At 50.9% G+C, this 26,719-nt stretch carries 28 protein-coding genes; 4 read left to right on the top strand and 24 right to left on the bottom strand.

What is annotated here, in order from left to right; genetic code table 11:
• Positions 1-7: 7 nt before the first annotated feature.
• The 6 genes from recQ to BO53_RS0108520 form a co-directional block, all read right to left on the bottom strand.
• A complete protein-coding gene (recQ, locus tag BO53_RS0108545; RefSeq protein WP_031547281.1) occupies positions 8-1,798 on the bottom strand; it encodes a DNA helicase RecQ in 1,791 nt (596 codons plus the stop codon).
• Between the two features lie 156 nt (positions 1,799-1,954).
• On the bottom strand, positions 1,955-2,896 hold the full coding sequence (locus BO53_RS0108540; RefSeq protein ID WP_031547280.1) for a 5-oxoprolinase subunit C family protein: 942 nt from the start codon (positions 2,894-2,896) through the stop codon (positions 1,955-1,957).
• Complete coding sequence (locus tag BO53_RS0108535; protein WP_031547278.1) at positions 2,893-3,150, bottom strand: hypothetical protein; 258 nt, start codon at positions 3,148-3,150, stop codon at positions 2,893-2,895. Before BO53_RS0108535 ends, BO53_RS0108540 begins: the two co-directional genes overlap by 4 nt.
• A gap of 25 nt (positions 3,151-3,175) precedes the next feature.
• On the bottom strand, positions 3,176-3,349 hold the full coding sequence (locus BO53_RS0108530; protein WP_245608225.1) for a hypothetical protein: 174 nt from the start codon (positions 3,347-3,349) through the stop codon (positions 3,176-3,178).
• 43 nt (positions 3,350-3,392) lie between these two features.
• The gene (locus BO53_RS0108525) at positions 3,393-5,096 is read right to left on the bottom strand and encodes a chorismate-binding protein (RefSeq protein ID WP_051683072.1); all 1,704 of its coding nucleotides are present in this window, start codon (positions 5,094-5,096) and stop codon (positions 3,393-3,395) included.
• Positions 5,074-5,676: an anthranilate synthase component II gene (locus tag BO53_RS0108520; RefSeq protein ID WP_031547274.1), complete on the bottom strand. Its 603-nt coding sequence runs from the start codon at positions 5,674-5,676 to the stop codon at positions 5,074-5,076. Before BO53_RS0108520 ends, BO53_RS0108525 begins: the two co-directional genes overlap by 23 nt.
• 197 nt (positions 5,677-5,873) lie before the next feature.
• On the opposite strand from BO53_RS0108520, the gene BO53_RS0108515 reads away from it, so the two are divergent.
• Both BO53_RS0108515 and BO53_RS0108510 read left to right on the top strand, forming a co-directional pair.
• The gene (locus BO53_RS0108515) at positions 5,874-7,076 is read left to right on the top strand and encodes an MFS transporter (RefSeq protein ID WP_031547272.1); all 1,203 of its coding nucleotides are present in this window, start codon (positions 5,874-5,876) and stop codon (positions 7,074-7,076) included.
• 100 nt (positions 7,077-7,176) lie between these two features.
• Positions 7,177-7,434: a GlsB/YeaQ/YmgE family stress response membrane protein gene (locus tag BO53_RS0108510; RefSeq protein WP_031547271.1), complete on the top strand. Its 258-nt coding sequence runs from the start codon at positions 7,177-7,179 to the stop codon at positions 7,432-7,434.
• Between the two features lie 26 nt (positions 7,435-7,460).
• Here the strand turns inward: BO53_RS0108510 and BO53_RS0108505 are convergent, their stop codons facing one another.
• Positions 7,461-7,793, bottom strand: coding sequence for a hypothetical protein (locus tag BO53_RS0108505; protein WP_245608222.1), 333 nt, complete (start codon positions 7,791-7,793; stop codon positions 7,461-7,463).
• A gap of 104 nt (positions 7,794-7,897) precedes the next feature.
• Between BO53_RS0108505 and BO53_RS0108500 the strand changes: the two genes are divergently transcribed.
• Entirely contained in the window at positions 7,898-10,783 is a 2,886-nt protein-coding gene (locus BO53_RS0108500) for a DEAD/DEAH box helicase (RefSeq protein ID WP_031547268.1), read from the top strand.
• Positions 10,784-10,808: 25 nt separating this feature from the next.
• Here the strand turns inward: BO53_RS0108500 and BO53_RS0108495 are convergent, their stop codons facing one another.
• The 10 genes from BO53_RS0108495 to BO53_RS0108450 form a co-directional block, all read right to left on the bottom strand.
• The gene (locus BO53_RS0108495) at positions 10,809-12,140 is read right to left on the bottom strand and encodes a hemolysin family protein (protein WP_031547266.1); all 1,332 of its coding nucleotides are present in this window, start codon (positions 12,138-12,140) and stop codon (positions 10,809-10,811) included.
• A 328-nt stretch (positions 12,141-12,468) separates the two neighbouring features.
• Positions 12,469-13,320 carry a DegV family protein gene (locus BO53_RS0108490; RefSeq protein ID WP_031547265.1) on the bottom strand — a complete coding sequence of 284 codons (852 nt, stop codon included), beginning with the start codon at positions 13,318-13,320 and terminating at the stop codon, positions 12,469-12,471.
• A gap of 63 nt (positions 13,321-13,383) precedes the next feature.
• Positions 13,384-14,997, bottom strand: coding sequence for an amino acid ABC transporter ATP-binding/permease protein (locus BO53_RS0108485; RefSeq protein ID WP_031547264.1), 1,614 nt, complete (start codon positions 14,995-14,997; stop codon positions 13,384-13,386).
• Positions 14,997-16,568 carry an ATP-binding cassette domain-containing protein gene (locus BO53_RS0108480; protein ID WP_031547263.1) on the bottom strand — a complete coding sequence of 524 codons (1,572 nt, stop codon included), beginning with the start codon at positions 16,566-16,568 and terminating at the stop codon, positions 14,997-14,999. Before BO53_RS0108480 ends, BO53_RS0108485 begins: the two co-directional genes overlap by 1 nt.
• 50 nt (positions 16,569-16,618) lie before the next feature.
• Positions 16,619-17,641 (bottom strand): GTP 3',8-cyclase MoaA, encoded by a 1,023-nt coding sequence (gene moaA, locus BO53_RS0108475; protein WP_031547262.1) that lies wholly within the window; start codon positions 17,639-17,641, stop codon positions 16,619-16,621.
• Between the two features lie 11 nt (positions 17,642-17,652).
• On the bottom strand, positions 17,653-18,231 hold the full coding sequence (gene mobA, locus BO53_RS0108470) for a molybdenum cofactor guanylyltransferase (protein ID WP_031547261.1): 579 nt from the start codon (positions 18,229-18,231) through the stop codon (positions 17,653-17,655).
• Positions 18,228-18,461, bottom strand: a complete 234-nt coding sequence (gene moaD, locus BO53_RS0108465) for a molybdopterin converting factor subunit 1 (RefSeq protein ID WP_031547259.1) — start codon at positions 18,459-18,461, stop codon at positions 18,228-18,230. Before moaD ends, mobA begins: the two co-directional genes overlap by 4 nt.
• 1 nt (position 18,462) lies before the next feature.
• Positions 18,463-18,906 (bottom strand): molybdenum cofactor biosynthesis protein MoaE, encoded by a 444-nt coding sequence (locus BO53_RS0108460; RefSeq protein ID WP_031547258.1) that lies wholly within the window; start codon positions 18,904-18,906, stop codon positions 18,463-18,465.
• Positions 18,893-19,360, bottom strand: coding sequence for a molybdopterin-guanine dinucleotide biosynthesis protein B (gene mobB / locus BO53_RS0108455; RefSeq protein WP_031547256.1), 468 nt, complete (start codon positions 19,358-19,360; stop codon positions 18,893-18,895). Before mobB ends, BO53_RS0108460 begins: the two co-directional genes overlap by 14 nt.
• On the bottom strand, positions 19,357-20,613 hold the full coding sequence (locus BO53_RS0108450) for a molybdopterin molybdotransferase MoeA (RefSeq protein ID WP_031547254.1): 1,257 nt from the start codon (positions 20,611-20,613) through the stop codon (positions 19,357-19,359). Before BO53_RS0108450 ends, mobB begins: the two co-directional genes overlap by 4 nt.
• Positions 20,614-20,675: 62 nt before the next feature.
• Between BO53_RS0108450 and moaC the strand changes: the two genes are divergently transcribed.
• Entirely contained in the window at positions 20,676-21,158 is a 483-nt protein-coding gene (gene moaC / locus BO53_RS0108445; protein WP_031547253.1) for a cyclic pyranopterin monophosphate synthase MoaC, read from the top strand.
• Between the two features lie 22 nt (positions 21,159-21,180).
• Here the strand turns inward: moaC and BO53_RS0108440 are convergent, their stop codons facing one another.
• From BO53_RS0108440 to BO53_RS0108410, 7 genes are all read right to left on the bottom strand, one after another.
• Positions 21,181-21,681 (bottom strand): MogA/MoaB family molybdenum cofactor biosynthesis protein, encoded by a 501-nt coding sequence (locus BO53_RS0108440; protein ID WP_031547252.1) that lies wholly within the window; start codon positions 21,679-21,681, stop codon positions 21,181-21,183.
• A 10-nt stretch (positions 21,682-21,691) separates the two neighbouring features.
• Positions 21,692-22,693: a ThiF family adenylyltransferase gene (locus tag BO53_RS0108435; RefSeq protein WP_031547251.1), complete on the bottom strand. Its 1,002-nt coding sequence runs from the start codon at positions 22,691-22,693 to the stop codon at positions 21,692-21,694.
• A gap of 10 nt (positions 22,694-22,703) precedes the next feature.
• The gene (locus BO53_RS0108430) at positions 22,704-23,882 is read right to left on the bottom strand and encodes a nitrate/nitrite transporter (RefSeq protein WP_031547250.1); all 1,179 of its coding nucleotides are present in this window, start codon (positions 23,880-23,882) and stop codon (positions 22,704-22,706) included.
• Positions 23,883-23,998: 116 nt separating this feature from the next.
• Positions 23,999-24,532 (bottom strand): hemerythrin domain-containing protein, encoded by a 534-nt coding sequence (locus BO53_RS0108425; protein ID WP_031547249.1) that lies wholly within the window; start codon positions 24,530-24,532, stop codon positions 23,999-24,001.
• A 15-nt stretch (positions 24,533-24,547) separates the two neighbouring features.
• Positions 24,548-25,198 (bottom strand): response regulator, encoded by a 651-nt coding sequence (locus BO53_RS0108420; RefSeq protein WP_031547248.1) that lies wholly within the window; start codon positions 25,196-25,198, stop codon positions 24,548-24,550.
• An 11-nt stretch (positions 25,199-25,209) separates the two neighbouring features.
• Complete coding sequence (locus tag BO53_RS0108415) at positions 25,210-26,241, bottom strand: sensor histidine kinase (protein ID WP_031547247.1); 1,032 nt, start codon at positions 26,239-26,241, stop codon at positions 25,210-25,212.
• Complete coding sequence (locus BO53_RS0108410) at positions 26,234-26,695, bottom strand: GAF domain-containing protein (protein WP_051683071.1); 462 nt, start codon at positions 26,693-26,695, stop codon at positions 26,234-26,236. The genes BO53_RS0108415 and BO53_RS0108410 overlap by 8 nt, the downstream gene beginning before the upstream one ends.
• Positions 26,696-26,719 lie beyond the last annotated feature (24 nt).

Below are 26,719 nucleotides of genomic sequence, written 5' to 3'. Positions count from 1 at the left end.
GCTTGGATTATTCCGTTTCGGTCATCTGCCTCTTGTATGCATTGATCGTCTCGAGAAACTCTGGGCAGTAATGTTTCAGTTTGTAGTTTCCGACCCCCTGGATATGCACCATATCCTGCTTGGTTTCGGGCACCTTCTTGGCAAAATCCCTGAGTACATTGTCCGTGAATATGGACGCTTCCTCCACGCCATGCTTCTCGGCAAGGCGGCGCCTCGTCTCCACCAGCTTTTCATACAGTATCTCATTCGGCGAGGAGGCTGTGCTGATATCCACCTTTTCATTAAAAAACCTTCTGAAAGGCACGGTATGGAGTGTGGCCGATCCATTCATCACTTTCCTGCTCCGGTCCACAATATAGAGCTGCTCGTCCCTCAGATGCACGTAGCCCCTGTAGATGAGCTCCTCCAGTATATGGTTGACTTCGCTCGTCAGATAGCTCTCCATCGTGCCGAATGCACTCAGTGTATCCAGGTTGAATGCCAGGACGTTTTCAGCCGCCTCCCCCCGCAGTATCTGGATGGCCTGCTCCTTGGTCACAGGCATCTCGCTCTGCGCCAGAAGGTTCAGGACAAGCTTCGCTTCGAGCGTCATGTCATATGTGCGTCCGGGATTCCGGCAGTTTGAGCACTTCCCGCACTCCACTACATATTCATCTGCATCAAAGTATTTGATGATGAAGCTGCTCAGGCACTTGTTCGTCCGGTTGTACTGGATCATACGGTCGAGCTTTGCACGCATGTGATCCTTGTACTGTTCCGTCGAGCTTGATCGGTCGATGAAGAACTGATGGAGGTTGACGTCACGCGGACTGGACATCAGGATGCATTCGCTGATCTCCCCATCCCGGCCGGCACGCCCGATTTCCTGATAGTAGCTCTCGAGATCGCCCGGCAGGTTATGGTGGATGATGAAGCGGATGTCGGGCTTGTCTATCCCCATGCCGAAAGCGTTCGTCGCTACAGCGATGTTCACTTCCCCTGTAATGAACAGCCGCTGGTTGCGGTTCCTCTCCTCTTTGCCGAGGCCGCCATGGTAGATGACATTTTCAACATCATGCTCTTCCAGGTGGAGCGATATCTTCTCCACTTCTGCACGTGTGGCCGCATAGACGATGCCGGGAGCACCGGGACGGTCTTTGATGTAGGATTCTATGAACTGCTCACGCTGATATGTCGGATTGACGCTGAGATGCAGGTTCTCCCGGGCGACACTTGTCGTATATACATGTGCCCCTTTGATGTCCAGAAGCTCCTGGATGTTTTCCTGGACTTCCTCCGTTGCCGTGGCAGTCAGTCCAACCGTAGTCGCCTCCGGCACGAGTTCCTTCAATACAGGGATGATGTTCTGATAACTCGGCCTGAAGTCATGGCCCCACTTTGAAATACAGTGCGCCTCGTCAAATGCAATCAGGGAAACGTCCAGCCGGCTGATCAGCTGTCGGAACTCTTCGTTATTAAAACGCTCCGGCGCCACGTAGAGAAACTGGTACCGGCCCGATTCGAGGCCCGACATCACAGTATCTATTTCCTTCTTTTTCAGGGTCGAATTCAAGTAGGCCGCCGGAATGTTCTGTGCATTCAACGTCCCCACCTGGTCCCGCATCAATGAGATCAGCGGGGAGATGACAAGCGTCAGGCCCTTCATCTCCAGACCCGGCACCTGGAAACAGATCGACTTCCCTGATCCTGTCGGCAGCACGCCCAGAGTATTGTGGCCGCTTACGACCGATTCTATGATTTCCTTTTGTTTAGGTCTGAAATTTTCAAATCCAAAATACTGCTTCAAAATTTTTTCCATATCAAAACCGATCCCACCGTTCACTGGTCATTACCAAAAGTCCATTATTTCTGATACATCATTATACCTTATTTTTCAGCCCAATTGTTGCTGGCGATTTAAATTTTGCCAGAAATCATCAAAAAAATCCCAGGGCCGCCGCCCTGGGATCGCACGCTACATCTTTTCTTTGATAAGCTCCTTCGACAGCTTGTAGTCGATGGCCTTGAACAGGCTTTTCACCCACAGGTGGTGGGCATACAGGTTCGCATGCGCATCTTCCGCCTCGATGCATTTGAAGCGTATTTTGGAGCCTGCACGCTTCTGGACGAGCTTGTGCAGATGATAGGATGGTATCGTACCGGCATGCGGTGCAGTCGTATTGTCATTGAAGTCGTTCAATGCAATGACAGGCTGGCCGTCTGCAATATATACCCCACCCTTGAGGCCCGGATGTTCGATGCCACCGGGAACCATGTCCACCTCATCACCTTCAAGGTACAGGGCCGCACGGTATTTCTCATTCCTCACCGTGTACTCATTGGCTTCGATGGCCCTATAGACTTCCTCCGGCACATCCGGACGCCTGACCACATGGTACGTGTCTGACAGATACACTTCAACGAGCGCATAGGTGTCGACACCCCAGTTCACTTCATTCTGCTGCTTAAGCATATTGAAAAGCTCATCATGCTGTGCAGTATAGTTGCGGCACATGATGACCTCATCACCGGACTGCAGAATATTCGATCCTTCGACTTTGATGCCGCCGGCAACAGCCAGATAGACCCTGTTCCCTCTTGTGGATTCTCCGAATACAAGCTCATCTCCACGATCGAACATATATATCCTGTTGATGAAGATGTTGCGGTCGCCGGACTTCGCCTTGAATTCCGCACCTGAGAAGGCGACGATGGTCGGCTCTGTGAATTTGATTGCCCCCGGGCGCAACGTCATTTCGATGGTCGGCTGATCGGGGCTGTTCCCTACAAGCTGGTTGGCAAGCTGATGAGCAAGTCGGTCGCAGGCTCCGTTGTATTCATTGCCCCTGGCGGAATCCTCGGGGTCCAGTGTCTGCAGAAGCGTCAGCATCCCGCTGTCCTGTATGATTAGACTCATATTGAAAACTCCATTCCTGTGAGAAATTCCCCGACTTCCTCTATGATGATATCACCGGGTTCAATGGTGTTCCTCTCTTCCATCACTCTGATGGGAGAATAGTAGAAAGTGAGTGTGTGCTCGGTCGTGACCATGTCCCTCAGATAGACGTGGTCCCCTTCTTCAAATGCCTGCTCCAGTTCCACCCGCTTCGTGGAATCGATCGGTTCCGGCTGCTGGTATGTGACATAGCAATCCCCATTTGCAAAAATCATGACTGGTTCCTCCTCAAATGTTCTCCTAATTATCCCTGTAGAAAATATCCAATTCACCCGCAACGAAATCGGTGATCCCACTGATGATGAACTGTACGATGATGATGGCTGCGATGACTCCGACAAAAGCGAGGAGCACCCCCACGATCTTGACATCATTTTCAATGAGGTATGTCACTACGAAATGGGTAAACATCACAATCGCAATCACCAATATTATTAAAAAGAGAGTTAACATGCCTTCACCCCGGAATATTCAGATTGATCCCCACCCATTCTTTCAGGCTGTTGATCAGATAAATTTTTATACTGCCGTTCTCATATTTTTCAAGGAATGATTCCAGGGAATAGTCCCGTTCTGTCAAAATTCCCTGTGCCATCAGGCACTGCCGCATCACGCCATCAAGCAGACCGCTGGTGACGGGTGGTGTATGGAATTCCCCATCCTCTTCAACGACCAGGTTGCCGATATTGAATTCGGTCAGTTGCTGATATTCATTATAATATAAAACGATGGGGAAATCATCGCTCACACTGTGATAATGGTGCCTGACCGTCGTTTTATTCGTCAGGAACATCGGGGATGCATTAATCGGCCCTTCCGCGAGCCGGGCATCTGCGTGCGACATATCTTCAACTTCTCCATGTGAGAGTGTCAGCCGGCCTGCGGCATCGGCGACTGCACGGAGCCTGCAGATGTCGTCCATCCCATTTAGGCCGTGCTTCTCAATGTATGACATGACTTCGCTCCTGAAGTCCGGCGGCGAGAAGGCAAGGGCACGTGCCGATTTCAGGACACGCTTCTCATGCAGCCCGAATCGCCTGACGGTCCCGGACTCGAGACGCATCGTCTCGATCAGCTTGTATCTTCCGTCTTCAAGAAAGGCAGTCTTGGCGACCATTTCATCATACTCGCTTTCGGGTATGGAATCGTAGGTGATGCCGCCGCCTGTGCCATATTCATATCGGCCCCCTTCGATATACAGCGTACGGATGGGGACATTGAATACTTGGGAGCCGTCCGGATGCATGATGCCGAGAGTGCCGCAATAGAAGCCCCTGGGCGTGCGCTCAAGTTCACGGATGATCTCCATCGTCGACTGCTTCGGCGCCCCGGTGATCGATCCGCACGGAAAGAGGGCTTCGATCACATCCGGCAGCCCTGTGCCTTCTGCCAGTTCCGCTTCGACTGTCGAAGTCATCTGATAGACCGTATCATAGTGCTCGATCGTGAAGCGTTCAGGCACATGTACGCTGCCTTTTCTGGCCACTTTCGACAGATCGTTGCGCAGAAGATCGACGATCATTACATTCTCCGCCCGATCTTTGCCCGAATGCTTCAGAAACTCAAAACTCTCCTGGTCCCTCACCGGGTCGTCATACCTTCTTGCTGTGCCTTTCATTGGCCGGGTCGAAATCTTTCCGGCTGCATCCACTTCGAAAAAGAGTTCCGGCGAGCAGCTCACGATTGCCCTCCCCTTCCAGTGGATGAACATCGTATAGTCACCATTGTTCTTTGCGATGAGCTGTTCGAACAGAGCATGGGCGTCCCCGGAAAAAGTGCCTTTGAGCCGGGTCGTGTAGTTGACCTGATACGTATGGCCGTCTTTTATGCTGTTTCGGATCTTTTCGATGTCCGCCATAATTTTTCCGGGTGGTTCTGTGAAGACGGGTTCCCCCATCATGTATACACCATCGCCATCATAATCCTTCAGGAACGCCGCCCTGTCCACCGGTGCTTCAAAGACGCCGATGATAAACGGGCCGCCCTCCTTCGCCTCGTAGCTGAGGGCCGGAATCACATATCGTGCCCCCTCAGCATGGTGCTGGGCGCGCTCCAGCGCTTCATCCAGCGACATGTATTGTTCAGTCATCACTTCGACAGGCTCCGTAAAATAAAATTCTTCCGTCCTGCCCGCCTTTTTAAACTTTACATGGACCTGCATCCATTTCACCTTCCTTCAGCACACTGATGAACCGTCCCAACTGCTCCCTGCCGTACTCGGAGAGGATCGCCTCGGGATGATACTGCAGTCCGTAGACCGGATAGCGCTCGTGGCGTATTGCCATCACGACACCATCCGTTGTCCGGGCCGAGACGATGAACCCGCGGGGCGCTTCCCCCGAGCAGACGAGTGAATGGTACCGGGTGACTGTAAAGGCACCGGGCAGACCGCGGAACAGCCCCTGGCCATCATGGTTGATTTCCGATATGTGGCCATGAATCGGGCGCACCCCGCGTCCGACCATCCCTCCGGCCATATGCCAGAGCATCTGATGGCCAAGACAGATGCCGAGTATGGGATACGCATGCCAGCACCCTTCGATGAAATCCATCACTTCCTGGCGGTCTGCCGGATGGGAAGGGCCCGGTGAGATGATGATGCCCGAAACGTCCTCCAGGCAAAGCTGACCCAGCTCATCCGGTGTCCGGACCATCACCTCCGTCACCTCGGAATTGTCCTCCAGATAATGGACAAGATTATATGTAAAAGAGTCGTAATTGTCTATCATGAGTATTTTCATCAGTACAGATTTGTCCTTTGTCTTAATTTCCTCCTATTTTACCACATTCGGATTTGTTTAAGAAAATAAGGATATACTCTCTATGACGGATGAAAAATTAATTTCATTGATGTAGAATGAATATTATTCCTTTTTTCGATTTTCGAAATAAAATCATCTCCATAAAAAACAATCAAAAGTAAGAAGGTTGAAATTACATGTCGGATCAAAACCAGAAAATATGGACAAAAGACTTTATACTCATCGTCATCGTCAATTTCTTCATATTTACCGCGTTCCAGATGACCCTGCCCACCTTGCCGCTGTTCGTCCAGGAAATCGGGGCGAGCGACCGCTGGATTGGAATTGTTGTGGGGATATTCACTTTCTCTGCACTGCTCATACGGCCGAGTGCGGGCAAGCTTCTGGACACGAAGGGCCGGGCACCGGTATTCCTGACTGGACTCGCACTCTTCGTCGTTTCCATGTTCTCCCTTGCCGCAAGCTTCACCATCCTCATGCTGCTGATGGTCAGAATCATCCAGGGGGTCGGATGGGGGCTTTCCAGCACCTCCGCCGGTACAATCGCCACAGACCTCGTGCCAAGGAAACGCCGTGGGGAAGGACTCGGGTATTACGGGCTGAGCGGTAACATTGCGCTTGCCTTCGGTCCGGCACTCGGGCTGTTCCTGGTCAACCACATCTCCTTTACGATGCTGTTTGCGATATGCGGCCTGCTCGGCCTCACCGCAATCATCCTCGCTGCCAACATCAAATACGACAAACCGGAGAAAGTCGCTGATACACGCAAGCAGAAGGAATCCTATCCGCACTTCGACATTGTAGAGCGGCGTGCACTGGCTCCCGCCTCACTGCTCTTCTTCATCACCGTGACATTCGGCGGCATCGCCACATTCCTGCCGGTCTATACGTATGAGAAGGGATTCGACTCCACCTACATCCAGTTCTACTTTGTCATATATGCAGCATTCCTGATGCTCTCCCGCATACTCGCCGGCAGACTGTATGACAGACATGGCATCACCATCGTATTCATCCCGGGCTCCCTGGCCATCATTGCAGCGATGATTCTGCTCGGCTTCCTGCCGACGCCGATATTTCTGTTCGTGGCAGCCGCACTCTACGGCTTCGGTTTCGGATGTGTGCAGCCGGCGCTTCAGGCCTGGGCGGTCAACCGCGTCGAGAACAACCGCCGCGGCATGGCCAACGCAACGTTCTTTTCCGCCTTCGATCTCGGTGTCGGACTCGGTGCCATCAGCTATGGCTTCGTTGCCGAGGCGTTCGGCTACAGCACCATCTATTTCTCCAGTGCGGTCAGTGTCACACTGGCACTCATCCTCTTCCTCTTCATCATGAGACGGTACAGGAAGGAAGAGATGAGATCAGCAAAAATTTCATAATTTTGTTTAGAAAAGCCAGTCCATGGGTATTTATTCTACTAGAAAGAAGTTTTATTTCTTATGTTAAAACAGACAATCAAGACACAAGGAGGAATTATCCATGGGTTGGATTATCACATTGATCGTAGGCGGCATCATCGGATGGCTCGCCGGACTCATTATCGGTAAAGACGTACCATTCGGCATCATTGGAAACATCATCGCAGGACTTGTCGGTGCTGCCATTGCAAATGCACTCGGCTTGAGCTTTGGACCGGAAGTCGGCGGTGTAAGTATTATCGGTGGTCTGCTCGGTGCAATCATTTTAATTCTTATTGTTTCATTCATTATGAAAGCACTTGGCGGCAACAGGGCATAATACGTGAAAAGACCTCGTAATTTACTTTACGAGGTCTTTTTTTCTGTGATTTCGTCTTTAGTATCCTTTATCAGCCAGCGCGATTCCTTGGAATCTTCCAGACGCCGCTGCTCGCTTTCTTCCTTCATACGGTCGAGTTCAATCTGCATGTGCTTATTCTCAAGCAGGAAGTTCTCCTGCCTGAGCCGTTCCAGCTCCTTCTCCTCCTGGAGCCTCCGGATTTCAAGCTTCTCCTTCTTCTGCCTATGTCCGACGTTGATGGCGTAGAGCGGAATGGAAAAGAAAAGTGCAACCGGGACGATTGTGACAAGAAACTCAAAAATACCCATTTGGACACCACCCTCGTTTGTTAGTTTCATTTTATCACATCCCCATAATCATTTTGAATATTTTTGAAAGTGCGAAGGAGATCTTGGAAAGTATCCCCTACTCTCATATAATGAAGAGAAAGAGGTGTAATTATATGGAAGTGAACAGAGATAATTTATTGAATGCATACGAACAAGGTTTCCTGGACCAGCATACTCACAAGATTGGCCATCATCCACCACGCATAATCATCAATTCCAAAGAGGAGAATGTACTCTCTTCCATGCTTGATGAAATGGAAGGCTGTACTTCGTTCTCCATATCCGTCGCCTTCATTACTGAAGGCGGACTGGCGACTTTGAAGACGGCGCTCTATGAACTTGCGAAAAGGAACAGGGGCGGACGGATCATCACCTCTACATATTTGAACTTCAACAGGCCCAAAGTATTCAAAGCACTGCTCAACATACCGAACCTTGAGGTCAGGGTGGCCGACAAGGAAGGTTTCCATGCAAAAGGGTATGTCTTCAAAAACAGCCACTATTCCTCCATGTTCATCGGCAGTTCCAACCTTACGGATGCTGCACTGAAAAAGAACTACGAATACAACCTCAAGCTGACAAGCCTTGAAAATGGAGCGGTCATCCAGCATTTCAACAGCCAATTCGAAAAGTTATGGGAAGAATCCACAACTGTAGATGCCGAATGGATCCGGCAGTATGAACAGACCCATGTTGAACAGCCGGAACAGCGGAAGGTGCTGGAAGTCATCGAAGATAGGTCCAGATATCAGCACAAAGCCCTGACCGGTCAGGTCATCCAGCCGAATATCATGCAGAAGGAGGCCCTGATCGAACTGGCCGGTCTGCGGAGAGCCGGAAAGGATAAGGGACTTGTGGTTTCCGCCACCGGTACCGGGAAGACATATCTGGCAGCTTTTGATGTGCAGCAGTACAGACCCGGTCGCATGCTTTTCCTGGCGCATCGGGAACAGATTCTGGAGAAATCCATGAACGACTTTTCAAACCTGCTCGATGCATCCCAATCAGAATTTGGAATATACAGCGGCAGTACAAAAAGGAGGGATGTGAAATACCTTTTTGCCACTGTCCAGACGTTGTCTAAAACGGCCAACCTGGAACAGTTCGATCCGGATGATTTCGATTATATCATCGTGGACGAAGCGCACCGCTCCAGCGCGGCGACATACAGGAAGATTCTCAATCATTTCAATCCGGAATTTCTGCTTGGCATGACTGCCACACCCGAACGGACGGATGACATGGAGATATTCAGCCTGTTCGACTACAACATCGCCTATGAAATCCGCCTCCAGCAGGCATTGGAGGAGGAGATTCTGGCGCCCTTCCACTACTTCGGCGTCACCGATTACGAGAAGGACGGCATGAGCATCGACGATACGACTGCGCTCGGACAACTGACCAGCAATGATCGGGTCGCACATCTTGTGGAAAAGATCGAATACTACGGCCATTCCGGCGAGACGCTCAGGGGGCTGATGTTCGTGTCCAACAGGAAGGAAGCTGGAGAGCTCAGCCAGGCATTGAATATGCGCGGCTACAGAACCCGGGCACTGACTGGTGATGATCCCCAGCAGGTGCGCCTGCAGACGATCAAGGAACTGGAAAATGGGCGGCTCGATTACATCATCACGGTGGATATATTCAATGAAGGCGTCGACATCCCATCCCTCAACCAGGTGGTCATGCTGCGTCAGACAAAGTCGAGCATCATCTTCATCCAGCAGCTTGGCCGGGGGCTCAGAAAGCATGATGACAAGGAATACTTGACGGTCATCGACTTCATCGGCAACTACAGGAACAACTACATGATTCCCATCGCCCTCACAGGCGACAGGTCATACAACAAGGACAGGCTCAGGAAATCCCTCATAGACCGGGATGCAATCAGCGGCGTCTCCACCATCAATTTTGAATCAATTGCCAAGGAAAAGATATACAGGTCCATCAGCACAACGACACTCAACAGCCAGAGTTTCCTGAAGGAAATGCACCTGTACCTTAAAAATAAAATCGGCAGGCTTCCCACGCTCATTGATTTCCATGATGATACGGATGTCATCGATCCACTGGTGATACTGCATAAGTACAGCCATTATCTGGAATTCCTGGTTAAAATCAAAGAGAAGGATCTGAGCATATCAAAGAATGATCATCAGGTTCTGGCTTTCCTTTCCAAGGAGATCGCTGATGGCAAGCGCATCCATGAGACCCTCCTGCTGCAGCAGGTCATCGAATCACCGGTCAATATGAGGGATTTCCAGTTGGATATGCATAGGCGGGGCTATCATATGACCGATGATACGATGCATTCGCTTCTTCGGGTCCTCACCCACGCATTTCACACGCAGCAGGACATAAAGAAATACGGTGAGCCGCTCATTGAAGTTGCAGGTGACTTCATCCATCCTTCCGATACATTCTCCAGTGCTCTGGAGAATCCTGTAGTCAGGGAACATGTCAGTCAAGTCATGGAACTGTCCCTTGCTCTCGGCAAGGAGTACGACCAATCGAATTCCCTGACGATCAACCGCAAGTATTCCCGGAAGGATGCCTGTCGCCTCCTCAACTGGGATAAGGATGAGTCCTCCACATTATACGGCTACAAATACAAGCACGGGACCTGTCCAGTATTCATCACCTATCATAAGAACGAGGATATTGAAGACACCATCAGGTACGAGGACCAGTTCCTTGACCCAAATACGCTCAAGTGGTTCACCCGCAGCAACCGTACACTCGAGTCCAAAGAGATTAAAACCATCCTCCACGCACACAGGCAGGGTGCCCCAATTCATATTTTCGTCAAGAAGGACGATGATGAAGGAACCACATTCTACTACCTCGGTGAAGGCCATATCGACTATCAGACACTGGAGGAGACAAGGATGAACGATGGCACGGGCAAACCTGTAGTGACGATGAACATGGTGATGGAGAGACCGCTCGATTATGATTTATACAAGTATCTTGAATCCGGTACGCATGCACAAAAATAGAACCCCACTCTGTGGGGTTCTATTTCTATTCCTCTTCATTATCATCATTAGACTGGTTATAGCCTTTGAGCAGCGCAACCTGTTTGATCAGATGGTTATCCATATCGAGTACAATCCATTTGTCTTCTTCCGTATTGACATAGTCATCCGTTTCGATATCGGTATTGACGCTCTGCAGCCAACCGCCGATGGTATCGATGTCGTCACTGTTGTCGAATGTGATGTCAAACTGCTCATTGAGATCATCGAGCAGTACGCGTCCATTTATATGATAGATGTTATCCTCGACCTTGACAATATCAGGTTCCTCATCCTCATCAAATTCGTCCCTGATTTCTCCGACGATCTCTTCAAGGATATCCTCCATCGTGATCATACCCGCTGTACCACCGTACTCGTCGATGATGAGTGCGATATGCACACGCTCACGCTGCATCTTCACCAGTGCGTCACTGATGCGGGAGACTTCAGTAAGCATCGGTATTTCATGTATATGATCCTCTGGTCTGACTTCTTCATCCGACACATGGTTCGTCAGAAACTCCCTCACATTGAGGAAGCCGATGATCTGGTCCTTGTCCCCACTCTCCTCGGTTACAGGGTAGCGGGTATAGTTATGCTCTTTGACATTTTCCAGTACATCTTCGATATTTACAGGGTCCGTCAGTGTGATCATCTGTGTTCTTGGCACCATGATGTCCTTTGCCAGCCTTTCATCGAATGAAAAGATGTTCTGCATGTATGCCAGTTCCGTCTGATTTATTTCTCCACTTTGATAACTTTGTGTCATTATAATCTTAAGCTCATCTTCAGAGTGGGCCTGTTCAACGGGCACATCCTTGAACCCGACGAGTCTGACGAGGAATCTTGCTGCGCCGTTCATCGTCCAGATCAGTGGTTTCATGATGACTCCGAAGAAATACAGGGGGCCTGAAAGTATCAATGCCAATTTTTCAGCATACTGGATTGCGACTGTCTTTGGTGCAAGTTCGCCGACAACAACATGAATGAATGTGACGATGATGAATGCCAGCGCCACGGTCAATACCGTCGTCAATTGATCAGGTACCCCGATCAGTTCAAAAAGAGGGTGCAGCACGACTTCGAAAGTCGACTCCCCGATCCAGCCGAGACCAAGGGCAGTTACAGTAATACCCAGCTGACATGCGGATAGGTAATAGTCGAGTTCCAATGTCATTTTGCGCACGCGGCGCGCTTTCCTGTTTCCTTCTTCAATGAGCTGATCGATGCGGGAAAGCCTTGCTTTGACGAGTGCAAATTCAGATCCTACAAAAAGCATTGTGAGTAATATAAGAATTACAAATAAAGTTAAGTTCCATATCGTGGTTATGTCCAATTAGTTCCCTTGTCTAGAAGGGATTCACCTCCGGTAATATATGACTACAATTTTCGCGTAAAGTGCTTTCTGAAACAGGGTAACGATTCTCTTCTAACATCTCAGTCGGCACATGAAATTTCAAATCCGCCTTCCCAATTGTAGTCACCTCCCAAAAGTTAATAATTATAGTCATTTTACCATAATCGGCTTTCCCCTTGCTACTACCAGTCACTTTTATTCCTAATATAATATGTAGGCTTTATGTCCAAGCGCCACTCCTGGCCTCCATGCTTTTTCGGACTTGCAGAAAAAATTGCGATCCGGAACTGATTCCGAATCGCATTTCCTATCGGCCTTTTGTAAACCCGAATCCAATTGTGCCATGTCCGGTGTGCACCCCGGCTACAGTAACCAGGGGTTCGACTACCAAATCGACCTGGGGCAATCGCTCTTTGATCTTCCTTTTCCATTCATCCACCAGACTCGAACTGCCGGCATGCACAATGCCGATTGTTTCCACCGCGTCTTCCTTTATGTGCGACTCGAGATTTTCAAGCACTGCATTGACTATCTTCTTTTTGGTACGCAGCTTTTCTCCGACGACGACCTTGCCATCATCGAATTCAAGTTTCAGATGGATATTGAGTACAGAGGCAAGCATTGACTGGGAAGCGGATACCCTTCCGCTTTTCCTCATCTGACTGAAGCTTTGGGGGAGGAGGTAGAGCTGGGTCTGTGTAGTCATCTCCCTGATCTCATCAACGACTTCCTCTATATCCTTATCCGACTCCCTGGCCTCCACTGCATGCTCGACCATCTGCTTCATCGGATAGCTGCCGATACGGGAATCGATGACATATACAGGCTTTGACATGCCTTCCGATGCACTGATCGAACTCTGGTATGTGCCTGTAAGCTCACTCGATGCGTGGATGGCTATGACTGCTTCATAGTCATCATCCGCTTCAAGTGCTTCATATATTTCCATGAACTCGCCGATGGTCGGCTGGGAGGTTTTTGCCCCTTCCCCGCTTTCCTTCAGCATGTCATATATTTCTTCAGTCGTCGCATCAATGCCATCCCTATAGGCGACACCATTGATGATGACAGACATTGGAAGCACTTTGACGTCATGCTTCTCCTTGTATGCATAATCGACACCGGAAGCGGAATCCGTTACCACTGCTATTTTTTTCATGTTTATCCCTTCTTTCACGCCACGTTATGTTTCAACCAGTGTAGCATTTACTGAAATATAATACTATAGCAAGTCTTTGAAGCGCTGGACTGCCTGGTATACTGCACCTTTCTGCTGCATCAGCTCTTCGTATGGACCCGATTCGATGATGCGTCCCTGCTCCATATAATGGATGAAATCGAATGCTTCGAGCCTGCTGAGATCATGCGTGCTTATGATGAGTGTCGGCTTTGAGAGTATGCGGTCCCATATCTTCTGCTTCAGACGGTCATCCAGCCGTGCCGTCGGCTCATCCATAATCCACAGTGGCTTGTCTTCAGCCAGCATGCGGATGAAATGGAGCCGCTTCTGTTCACCACCCGACAGCCTGCCGGTGAATTCGATGGCTGTCTCTGGTGCATAGTGCGCCATTCCCAACGCCTCCAGATCGTTTTCGGCTTCTGCCTGCGACCTTTCGACATGTCCGAACAGAGTGATGTTATCCATCACCGTCGCGTTGTAGAAATCCAGCTGCTGCGGCATGATTGAAGCATTGCCCCTCAATGCACTGTGACCTGCCTCTTTGTCCCCATTATAGAGGGTCACTGCCGGGTCTCCATGGATGACGCGTTCAATCAAAGTCGTCTTGCCGGAACCGCTGCTGCCGATGATGGCATGCTTCTCGCCTTTTTTGAATGTCACAGATATATCCTTCAGTACATCAAGCGATGCATTCGGATAACGGAAGTCCAGTCCTGCCACCTGGATTGCCGTCACTTCAGAATGCGCCCCCGTCTCCTCCTGGGGCACATCCGTTTCCAGTTCTGATACTGCCGCCCTCACCCTCCGGTATTGGCTAGCAGGATTCATTACGGGCATTGCCAGATCGAAATAGCTCAGGGCAATGAGCATCACCATCGGCACCCACAGCGGTGTATCTTCCTGGAGCATAAGGATGATCAGGATGATTGCTGAAATCTGGACCAGCTGGGCAATGAACTGCATCGCTGCTTCATACATGGCCACCTTGTCCTCATTCCTTCTGATCCTTTCCATATCAGGGGAGAGGCGCGCCTCTTCCCTCCCCGCCCTTTTTGTCACCCATAGGTCTGTATAGTCATGGATGAAGTGATAGAGCCTGCTGTAGAGGGCATCATCCGTGGCCTCCCTTGCTTCGAGCGCTTTCGACATCCGTCCTTCAAAAACCTTTGGAATGACAAAGAGCAGCATGAGCCCAATCCCGCCTGTCAGCACCACAAAAGCCATGCCGAAGTAGACCGAGAGCACCATGAGGAGCAGTGAAATCAGTACGGCAACGATGTATGGATAGATGATACGGATGTAATAGTTCTCCACCTGCTCGAAATACTGGTTCAGCTTCTGGATGAACTTTACACTGTGCGTATTCCGCCCGGTCCGGATCGTGCTTCTGAAATAGTCCAGTCTGAGCCGGCCGATCAGCTGGAAAGTCGCCTCATGGGAAAGGAGCCGTTCAATGTACTTGAAAGCCCCCTTCATCATGCCGAAAAGTTTGATGACTGCAATGATCAGTATGATGACGAAGAATGGCGGATCGAAGAAGCTCAGGCTGATCATGTACCCGCTGAGCCCGAACAGGGCAATGCCGACAAGACCACCGACAAGGCCAAGCATGATGCTGTAGAGTATCTGCTTCCTTTCATTTTTCAAGAATTCCATCATGACTCCCCTTTCGCGAGGGTGATCTGCCTGTTGCTGAATGTGTAGTGGCGGTCCGCGATTTTCAGCAGTTTCCTGCGGTGGACCACTGCCACGATTGCCGCCTCCTGCTTGAGTTCAGCCAAGTGTTCCATGATGAGCGCCTCGGTCGTGGCATCAAGGAATTCGGTCGGCTCGTCCATCAGGATGATGCGGGGCCGACGGATCAGCACCCTTGCCATCTTCAGTCTGACGATTTCACCGCCGGAGAGTGGGATGTTGTGGTTCACTATCGGTGTATGGATGCCTTTCTCCAGATTGTCGAGACTGTCCATCAGCCTGAGCTGATCCAGTATACTGATAACATCCGCCTCCCCATACTCACCATCTGAAACATATTCTTGGATCGTGGTGTCCGAGAAGTAGACCTCGTCCGAAATGTATCCGACATCTTCATCTGACAGAGCGACAGTACCCTTCCTTGGCCGATGCAGGCCAAGCAGCATGCGTATGAACGTACTTTTGCCGATGCCCGATGGGCCGGTGATGGCAATGAAACCCGTCTCCGGCAGTGCCATATCGACATTTTCGAGCAGCATATCCTGCCCATGGCCGATGGAGACGTTCCTTAGTGCAACGGACTCGGGCGCTGCATCAAATGTCCTGTAGTCGCTCCTGTCGGAATCGGTATCGAGCCATTCCTCTATGCGTTCCAGATGTCCCTGCGCGAGTTTTCCGTTATGGAACTCGATGCCGAGCACCTTCAGGGCATTGTAGAATTCAGGAGCGAGCAGCAGTGTGAAGAAGGCCGCATAGAAGGTGATACCATCGAAAATGATGATCTGCAGCCCCACTTCAAGTGCAATCAGTCCGATGCCGAGTATCGTGATGAATTCGAGCATCAATGTGGACTGGAAGGCATACTTCAGAATATGCATGGTCTCCCTGACATAGCGTTCGTTATACTGCCTGAGTCTTTCGATTACCGTATGCTCCGCCCCTGTATGCTTGACCGTATTCTTTCCCCGGATCAGATTGAGGAACAGTGTGCCGAGTTCATCGAACTGGGCGGCCTGCGCCTCGGACTCGTCCTTGGTCCGGAGCCCCACCAGTACATAGTAGAGGGGCACGAACGGCGCTGTGAACAGCATGATGAAGGCTGCATTCCTGTGGATCAGGAACATCGCAGCGATGATGACCGTAATTTTGACTGCCGTCTGGATGACGGTCGGAATGAACACCTTTTCAAATGGACGATACTTCTCGAGGTGGACGAAGATTGCATTGAGCATCGATTCCGAATGCTTCCGCGTCTGGTCACCAATCCTTGCCACCACCCTGTGCGCAAGCGCTTCGATTCTGCTATTCGCCACCCTCGCCCCGATTACTTTGTACAGTGCAGAAAGGAGTGCATAGAGGATGAAGAACAGGGCAATCCAGATCATTGCGCCAGCAGCAGGTGCAGCCCCCTCTATGACGATATCCTCAAGCGCCGTGGAGAGGTAGTGTCCGAACATGATGAATGCGAGCACCCCGAGTGCAGACATGAAGATATAGAGGATCAGGTATTTTATTGGCATGTTCAGCTTCATAATTTTTCCTTCCTATCGACAAAAAACGTGAAGATATACTTCACGTTTCCTCAGCCACCTATATAGCTCATATTGATTTTGTTCCGTTTGCGCCGGTTTTCCGCTGTAATTTCCGTCCTGAGGTCCGAATAGCGGTCATCCCTCTTGTTCCATACACCTGTCAGCACTTCAACCAGTTCGGCATCCGAGATGCCCGCCCGCATGATCTGTTTGATGTCGAAACCATCCACAGCAAACAGGCAGCCATAGAACTTGCCGTCTGATGAAAGCCTTGCGCGCGTACAGGTGGAACAGAAGCTCTCCGACACGCTTGTGATGAAACCGAGGTAGGATTCTGCATCCTTGTGGCGGTAGACCTTTGCGACTTCACCGTAATAGGCAGGGTTCAGAGGTTCGATATCGAACTCCTCCTCCAGCATGGCGAGGATTTCCTTTTTCGTGATCACCTTATCAAAGTTCCAGCCATTATCATTACCCACATCCATGAATTCTATAAACCTAAGAGTGACGGGCATTTTCTTGAAGAATCGGGCCATCGGCAGTATTTCATGTTCGTTCAGCCCTTTCTGGACGACCATGTTGATCTTTATTTCAAAGCCGAGCGACAGGGCGTACTCGATCTGCTCGATGATCCTGGAGGTCCCGATGCCGCGGTCGTTGATCTGGCCGAAGAGCTCGTCGTCCATGGCGTCCAGACTGATGTTGAGCCTTCTGAGACCCGCATCATACAGCTTCTTGCCATGCTTTTTGAGCAGCAGTCCGTTTGTCGTCATCCCGATGTCCTCGATGCCCTCTATCCTGTCGAGCCGGGCGATCAGCTCGTGCAGATCTTTCCTCAACAGGGGTTCCCCTCCTGTAATCCGGAGCTTTTTGACACCGAGGGAAGCATAGATCTTTGCGATGCGCTCCAATTCTTCAAAAGACAGGAGTTCGTCCTTCTTCATGAATTCGAAGTCGTCACCGAAAATCTCCTTCGGCATGCAGTAGCGGCACCTGAAGTTGCAGCGGTCAGTCACTGATATTCTCAAATCGCGGATTGGTCTGCCAAATTTATCTGTAATACTTTCTACCATAGTATTCCTCCTCAGTGAATGTCCGTCTTTCTGTTTATATTCATGAGTGTCCTGTTATCGATGTCATGAAGGCCTGCATCCACTTCGATTATTTCCCTCTTTTCAAATAAAGCGCGCATGCTCCGGCGATTTTCTTCCAGCAGCTGTCTGATGGTTCCAGCCAGTCCGTTCCCCTGGTACACCGCGATAAGCGGGTGGAGGCGTTCCGCTTCCTTCGTGACGATGATTGCCTCATCGTGGCCGGCCGCCCAGTCGTGTAGAATGCGCAGCCATGGTGGCGAAACATACGGAGTATCACATGTCACGACTAGCAGTCTGCACTCCGGAAAGGATGCCGACAGTGCATAAAGTCCCCCGAGGGGGCCCTGATCCCGGAATTCCGGGTGGTCTACAACTGTCTGATAGTCACTGAAACATGTTTTCAGCCGGTCATTCGTACTGACGACTATGCGATCACATACGCCGGCCGCCTCGAGGGCTCCGGCTGCATGTCTGTACATTGCCTTCCCCTCCAGTTCGAAGAATGCCTTGTCCTCTCCGAAACGTGTTGAGTTGCCGCCGGCCAATACGACGCCGATCGTCTCTGTCATCCGCCACTCACTGGTGGAATCAATGCAACCTCATCGTCTTCATTCACGACCTGGTCATCCTTCACGAATGACTCGTTGCAGGCCACCTGGAACACATCCCCTTCGAGTGATGGGAACTGCGCGTATATCGCCTGTTTCAGTTCGCCCGCCGTCATGGCGCCGGGCGTATTCAATGTGATGCGGCTTTCGCCGGTCTTTTCCTTCAGTCCTGCAAACAGCATTACTTTCATATCATTTCTCCTCCAAGCTTGGATGGTACTGGCGCTGGTCGCCCATCCATTCTTCTCCGTCTTCCCATACTTCCTTCTTCCAGATGGGGACGATCTCCTTGATGCGTTCGATCGCATATTCATTGGCCCGGTAGCTGTCCTTCCTGTGCGGGGCACTGGTCACAATGACGACTGCGATATCCGAAATTTCGAGCTTGCCGACACGATGCGCAATCGTCGTCCGGACACCCGGCCAGCGTTCGCTGATTTCCTCCCCGATCTGGGCGAGCTTCTTCTCCGCCATCGGTTTGTACGCTTCATACTCCAAATGTACGGTCCGCGTCCCTTTCGTCCATTCCCTGACATGGCCGGTGAACATGCACACGGCGCCCTGCTTTTCATCTATTGTATATTCGTGATACCGATTGATGTCAATCGGTGCTTCGACTACTTCAAACTGTTTCATCATCAGAACTCCATTCATCAAACCATTGGATAATATTACCCTCATCATACCGCATATCGGCATGCTTTAAAACATTCCGAATCCCTATTTTATCTACATTTGTGTGACCATCCGTAAAAGAGTGGATCAGTACGATTTTGGGATATTCCTCACGCTTGTATCCTTCTATCAACAATACATCGACGTCTTCTGACAATTGTGCAATCTGGGCGTCGAGGGACGGTTGCAGATTTTCTGTCCGCATCGTCATACCCGGTGTGTTGAGTATCGTGACATCCGCACCTTCCGAGAGGAACTTGCCGGTATCCGTATCTTCATCAATGATGCCCTCATCCAGATGGTGGTGCTTGATGACCGCGACACTCCTGCCCTGTGCTTTCAGCAGTGCCACCATGCGCCGGATCAGGGTCGTCTTCCCGGTATTCTTGAAGCCGACGACCTGCAGAATCTTCATAGCTCGAAATGTGCAGTGCCCGTCGTCATATCGGTCATCATGACTTTGACACCATCCCCTTCTGCGTATCCCCTTGTCCCACCGGGCAGTACGATGATGCCGTTGCTTCTCGCAATGGAAGTGACCGCATTCGATTTGTTGAATCCGGCCGGCCTGGCATATACCTGGCCGTCGCGGTAGTTGACCTCCGCCCGGACGAAGCGGGTGAATGGATTCGCCTTTTTGAAGTCGCCATCAAGCACTGCCTGCAAAATCGGTGCATGGATGCGGTCGTGCCCCATCATCTTCAGGAGGGCAGGCCGTGCGAAGAGTTCGAATCCCGTATAGCAGGCGGACGGATTTCCACTCAGGCCGAAGAGCGGTGTATCTTCAAGCATGCTTACCGTCGTGACACTGCCGGGCCTCATGCCGACCTTGTTGAACAGCTCCACAGCGCCCAGTGCTTCATAGAGCTTTGGAAGGTGGTCATAGTCACCGACGGATACACCACCGGTGGTGATGATTGCATCCACTTCCCCAAGCATTTCACGCACCCTCGCAAGAAGCGCATCGAAGTCGTCCGCTTCCAGGGCATACATGCGCCCCTCGATATTCATCCGTTTGAGCTGACTCAAGATCATCGGTCCGTTGGAATTCCGTATCTTCCCGGGCTCAAGCGGAGCATCGATGTCCACTAGTTCGCTGCCGGTTGCAAGTATCCCGACGACCGGCTGCCGGTATACCCTCACATTCTTGTAGCCGAATGTCGCAAGCGTGGCCACGGTGCCCGGGTTGATGAAGGTCCCTCGGGGCACGATGACCTCGCCCTCCCTGCATTCCTCGCCTCTGATTGCGATATTTTCTCCGGCTTCGAAGTTTTTCCTTACAGTAAATGTATTTCCCGTCTGGCGCGTCTGTTCAAACATGACCACAGCATCCGCACTCTCAGGCACTGGTGCGCCGGTCATGATGCGGAATGCCTCATTCGGCTTCAATTCATAGTCGCTTGTGGATCCGGCCGGCACCTCGGCGACAACTTCAAATTCGATTCTATTTCCCCCGGATGCCCCGGTGCTGTCTTCAGCGCGGATGGCAAAACCGTCCATCGCGGATTTGTCGAACAGTGGTACATCCATGGTCGCCTTCAGATCTTCCCCAAGAATACGCCCATAGCTTTCTGTATGGGATACCGTTTCCACGGCCAGGGGTTTTATGCGGTCGATCACTCTGTCCACCGCTTCCGTCACGGGGATGGGTGTGCGATTCAGGTTCATTTCATCACTACTTTCATCTTGTGTATTCTGTTATACTCATTGTACTAGAAAGGAAGATTCAAATGTCGGAATTCACTCATTTCAACCCGGAAGGCAGAGCCCGTATGGTCGACGTCTCGGATAAGGAGGTGACGAGCAGGACAGCCGTTGCCAGAAGCATCCTTGGCGTGTCGGAAGAGATTCATCAGGCGATTGCCGGCGGCACCGTCAAAAAGGGCGATGTCCTGTCCGTTGCACAGGTTGCCGGCATCATGGCAGCCAAAAATACACATCAGATCATCCCGATGTGCCATCCACTTCCCCTGTCCGGTGTCGACATATCGTTCTATTGGAATCTTGAGGAGGGGCATTTCCTCCATATCGAGGCGACCGTCAGGACGACCGGACGCACAGGTGTGGAGATGGAGGCACTCACTGCCGCCAGCGCCGCCGCCCTCACCGTCTATGATATGTGCAAAGCCATAGACAAGGGCATGGTCATCCATGATACGGCGCTCGTATCAAAAACCGGAGGAAAATCCGGAGACTACCATATGGACAAATAAAGCGTGCCCCAAGGGGCACGCTTTATTTGTTGAGTTCATGCACAAAATGGTTCAGTTCAGGCACAATCAGCCGCTCCATGCCGAGCTTCACCGCTCCCGTCGAACCGGGCAGTGCAAAGATTGCCGTCCGTCCTACGGTCCCGGCCACAGCCCGGGAGAGAATGCTGCGTGACCCGATATCTTCGGTGAAGCTCAGCATCCTGAAGATTTCACCGAATCCTTCAATCTCCTTGTCGAACAGCGGCCTCAGTGCCTCAATCGTCACGTCCCGGCGGGCGATGCCCGTGCCCCCGGTCGTGATGATGGCGTCGAGCCCCCGGTCCACCATATGATGGATGGCCTCGGTGATTTCTCCTGCATCATCCTTTACAATCCTGTAGTCCGATGCCTCCAGAACAGTATTGAGCTGCTCCAGATGATGCATGACCTCGCGTCCACCCTTGTCCGTATCCTTCGTCCGCGTATCACTGATTGTGATGACGCCCACTTTGATGTCCCGATCGATTCTGCCGATGATGCTCATAAGTATCCTCCTAGCCAAACAGTTGGTTGACGAGTGTCTTCGCCTTGTTCATTTCATCCAGACCATGGATCAGCATCCGTCCGTTTTTGAAGCACACGAAACGGTAGCCGTCATAATGGAATTCCTGGAAGTACGGCGTCCGGTTCACAGCCGTGCCAAGGTGGTCCACCGCATGGGCCACCGCCGCTTCGGTAATGCGGTCATCCATCACCTGGACCGTATCCCTTCCGCACAGGCGCATCGCCATATCGGCCTTCATATCGAGAGCCGGATAGGCCGGGGTTTCCCCGCATGTATCACAATGCGCTTCCTTCATGCCGTCGATGCGGTATTTCATATGATCCATATCCCATACATTTCCGATGCGCATATAGAACGGCGCTTCATACTGTTCCGTCAATATCTTCAGGGCTGTGGTGACCTGTTCGGCCACCGCCATCTGGACAGCCGGCGCTATGATGCCGGCCGTGTCGCATGTCAATGTCGTAGTCGGCAGCACCGGCACGAGACAGCGGTAGCAGGGTGTTGCGCCCGGTACAAAACCGCAGCTGCTGTAGGATGCTTCCACACATGCTGCATATACCCACGGCTTGCCGTACTTGTAGGCCACATCATTGATCAGGAGACGTGTATCGAAATTGTCGGTGCCGTCGAGAAGCAGATCCGCCTCCCCGGCGAGACTCTCGAGAAGCGGCCCGTCACAATGTGCGATATGGGCGTCGATTTCAAGATCCGGACGTATTTCCAGCAGCCTTTCCTTGGCCGCAATCACTTTCGGCTTCTTCTCATCCGCATCACTTTCCGTATACAGCGTCTGGCGCTGCAGGTTGGAATGTTCCACATAATCCCGGTCGATCAGGATGAGCTTCCCCACCCCTGCACGCGCCAGCAGTTCACTCGAAAGAGAACCAAGCGCCCCGGTCCCGACGATGAGTATCGTCCGGGACGCAATGAGGCGCTGTCCTTCCAATCCTATTCTGTTATAAAGCATCTGTCTGGAATAGCGTTCCATATTATCACTCTCATACCGGTTCATTTTTCTTAAGCGTACTATTCATGTAGAACATTGTAAACAGGGCGATGACACAGAAGACGGACAGGAGTATGAACCCCAGAGCGTAGCTTCCCGTCATGTTGTGCGTCTGATCGATGACGATCGGTGGGAAGAAGCCGCCGAGTCCACCCATCATGGCAACAAAGCCGTTGCTGATGCCTGCTTGTTTCGAAAAGTATGTCGGAACGAACTTGAATACGAGGCCGTTTCCGATGCCTGCACACACCGCCGCCAGCAGGCTGCCGACTGTAAACAGGAAGATGAAGTTATACGTGAACGCCAGCAGCAGACCGGAAAGTGTCAGGCCGATGAATGTGATGATCAGGGCATGCAGTGCATTGAATTTGTCCCCAATCAGTCCACCGACAGGTCTGAGCAGCGTCGCTATGATGATGAATACCGCCGTCCTGACGCCGGCATCAAGCGTCGTCAGACCGAACAGTGCCTCGTCTGTAAGAAATCCAGGCAGGAAGAGGCCGAAAGCCACAAATGCACCAAATGTGATGAAGTACCACAGGTTGAAGAAGTAGAACTTGTAGTCCCTGATGACTTCCCTGAACTGTTTTCCGAGTGGCAGGTTGACCTTCTTCTCCTGCTTGTCACCAAGTATGAATTGCAGAATGGCGAAGAGTGCCAATACGACGAGATATGTCTGCACTGCCGCCTGCCAGCCGCCGAAGGCGAGTGCCAGCGCCGGAGCACCGAAGCTCGTCACCGCAGTACCGATATTGCCCATGCCGTATACCCCGTTGACGAAGCCATGCTTCTCTTTCGGATAGTATTTGGGAAGACTTGTCACGCCGATGCTGAACGTCGCACCACCGATGCCGAGAAATACAGCTGCAATCATCAGATCCGTCGGTGTGGATGCGATGCTCAGGTAGAATACGGGAATCAGCAGGAAGATGAAGCTGAACAGGAATACGATGCGCGCCCCTATCTTATTGGCGAATATGCCGAAGGGTATACGCAGTATGGAACCCAGTATCACCGGCAGCGCAACGATGATCGCCTGCTGTTCGGCAGCCTCCGGTATATCCTCTACAATTTCCGGGAACAGTGGAGCCAGCAGTGTCCATACCATGAACCCAGCCAACAGGCTGAATGTCTGGAGGACCAGCTGTTTTTTGCCCATGTTTTCATTCATACGGACCAACCTCACTTACTTTAGATTGTGATTTTATTTACAAATGTATTATATAATCTGGATGGCAATCTCTGTAAGAAGGGAAAACCCTATATTTGCGGCTCAGCACGCCTCCATCATTCAGTAATCAGCGTATTCACCTGCTCCAGCAGCACTTCCTCATCGACTGCTTTGAGTACCCTGTCCGCCATAGTAAACAGGACGGATTCCTCTTTCACCATATGTACCATCAGCACCTCGTATGCTTCCATGACATCCTTGACCATTTCATTCATGCTCTCCAGCGACATTTCATTCATATCATGCATGGAATGATGGAAAAAGTGCTCGATATAGGCATCGATTTCCTGGTGCTCCTCTTCTATCGAAAGGATCGGCCCCTGCTCCATTCCGATATAGGCGCCGAGCATCGGAAAGAAGTACTGCTCCTCCTTAGCCTGGTGCCGCTTCAGGGGCTTTTCGAATGCAGTGAGCTTCTCCCTAAGGTCCTTTATGACCATCAGGCCTTCGAGACGGCTTTTGACATCCTCATGTTCAAACTTGAGCACCAGTTGGAACCAATCATTCATCAAGTACTTCAAATACCTGTGTTCGTTCTCCAATACACGCAATGCCTTCACTTTAAATTGAAACTGTTCCTGCTCTACCATTACATTCACCTACATTCAAAAATCTATCAGTTTTTTCTTCATGGCGTATTCTACAAGTTCAGGACGTGTGGCCAGACCAAGTTTCTCCATGATTCTCGCCTTGTGTGCCTCCACAGTCTTCACGGAAACAAACAGCATTTCGGCAATATCCTTGTTGCCATATCCTTTGGCGACAAGCGGCAGGATTTCAAGTTCCCGCTTGGTGAGGACGCTGAAGGGTTCACCGAGTTTCCCCGGAACCTCTTCATCGTTGAGGAGCTTTTCCATATTCTCGTCCATGAGCACCGGGTCGATGTACCTGTCCCCATCATGCACTGCCCTGATCGCCTTGATCAGTTCCTCATCCGGTGAATTCTTCAGAATATAGCCTTTTGCCCCGCTTTTGAAAGTATGCGTAATATATTCTTCGTCATCATACATCGTCAAAATGAGTATCTTTATATCAGGAAATGCATCATGGATGCGGCTGGCAGCAAAAAGGCCGGATTCTCCTGGAGGCATGCTGAGATCCATCAGGAGCACATCCGGCCCGAGTTCTTTCACCTTGTCAAAAGCCTGCCTGCCGTCAGCTGCTGTGCCGACCACTTCCATATCCGGCTGATAGTTGATCAGCATGCTGAAGCCTGTACGGACAACCGCATGATCATCAGCAATGACAATTTTCATGCTATCTCCTCCTAAACTGGAATGGAACCGAACACCCTGGTGCCTTTTCCGGGGGCACTGTCCACACTGACAGTACCGCCTACACTGCTGGCCCGCTCCGACATGCCGAAGAGACCGAGGCCCGTACCGATTGGTGTATCCCCAGTACGGAAGCCCAGACCGGAATCTTCTATTTCAAAGCTGATATGATGATCCGCCCCGTTGTCGATTTCCTCGAGCCTGACATCGACCATATCGATATCGGCATACTTGGCGGCGTTGAATATCGCTTCCTGGATGATGCGGTAAAGGACGGTCTCGACTTCCGGATTGAAGCGTTTTTGTCTGATGTCGAGTTCGCAGTTCACAGTGATGCCGTACTGCTTTTCAATCCACTTGAAATGCGTTTTGAGTGCCGCCTCTATCCCAAGGTCATCGAGGCTCGCCGGGCGCAGCTCCACCGAAATGTTCCTGACATAGTCGAGCAGACGACTCAGGGACTCTTCCGACTTCATCATCTTCTCGTTGAGCTCATCACGGTCCTCGATATACTTGAAGAGCCGCATTTCGAGAAGTACATTGAGCAGTTCCTGGGTGACGCCGTCATGAAGATCTCTCGAAATCCGTTTCCGCTCACCTTCCTGTGCATGGATGATGCGCTGCGTCAGTCTTTTCTGGTGTTCAATTTCCTGTGTCTTCAGCTGTTCAGCCAATGGGTTCAGGGTGAATACACTGATGTCGTTTTCCGGATCGATACGCTGGAAGTTGGCGATGAAAGGGACAACCTCCCCTTCCCTCGTACGCATATAGACCTGGAAGGATACCTTCTCATCGACATGCAGATAACAGTTGTTGCACTCCACACGCCCCCCGCTTGCATACATGCCCTGGCAATGCGTGCATATATGCTGGAACTGGCTCTTGTCATAGTTGGTGTCATCCAGAGTCTCTGCTGCATGTGCATTCATATATACGATTTCACCATCGTTATTGACGAACAGGATCATTTCTTTTGACTGGTGGAACATTGCCTCAAGCAAAGTGACCAGGCTGGAATTATTCATTAACCATCAGCTCTTTCAATATTTGTTGTCTGAGGGTCGTTTCAACATGGTGCTTGATCTTTTCATAATCCATTTCTGTAAACGCCCTTTTCCTTCTATTACCCATCAGCAGAATGCCTATAACCTCTTCGTCGTCATTCCATATGGGAATGGCGACAAAGCTCTTCAACCTTTCCATTCTGAGTATGGGATAGCGGAAAAGGCTGGTCGCTATTTCTGTATCTTCAACATCTTCTATAATCATGGATTTGCCGGTCTTCATCACGGCACCCGGCACCCCTTTGCCGCTGGGAAGCGCAATTTTCCTCCACCGGATGTTCGTACTGCCGATATTGTATTTCCACTTGACCATATATTGGCCACGTCTGTTTTTTACATCCGTCAGTGCCACTATATCGAAACCGAACATTTCCTTCATGTCCGTCAGGACAGTTTCAATTTTCTCTACCATCATACTACTCCTCCATCTCAAGGAGAT

Source organism: Salinicoccus luteus DSM 17002 (assembly GCF_000712035.1).
Lineage (GTDB): Bacteria > Bacillota > Bacilli > Staphylococcales > Salinicoccaceae > Salinicoccus > Salinicoccus luteus.
This window is presented reverse-complemented; position numbering and strand designations above follow the sequence as displayed.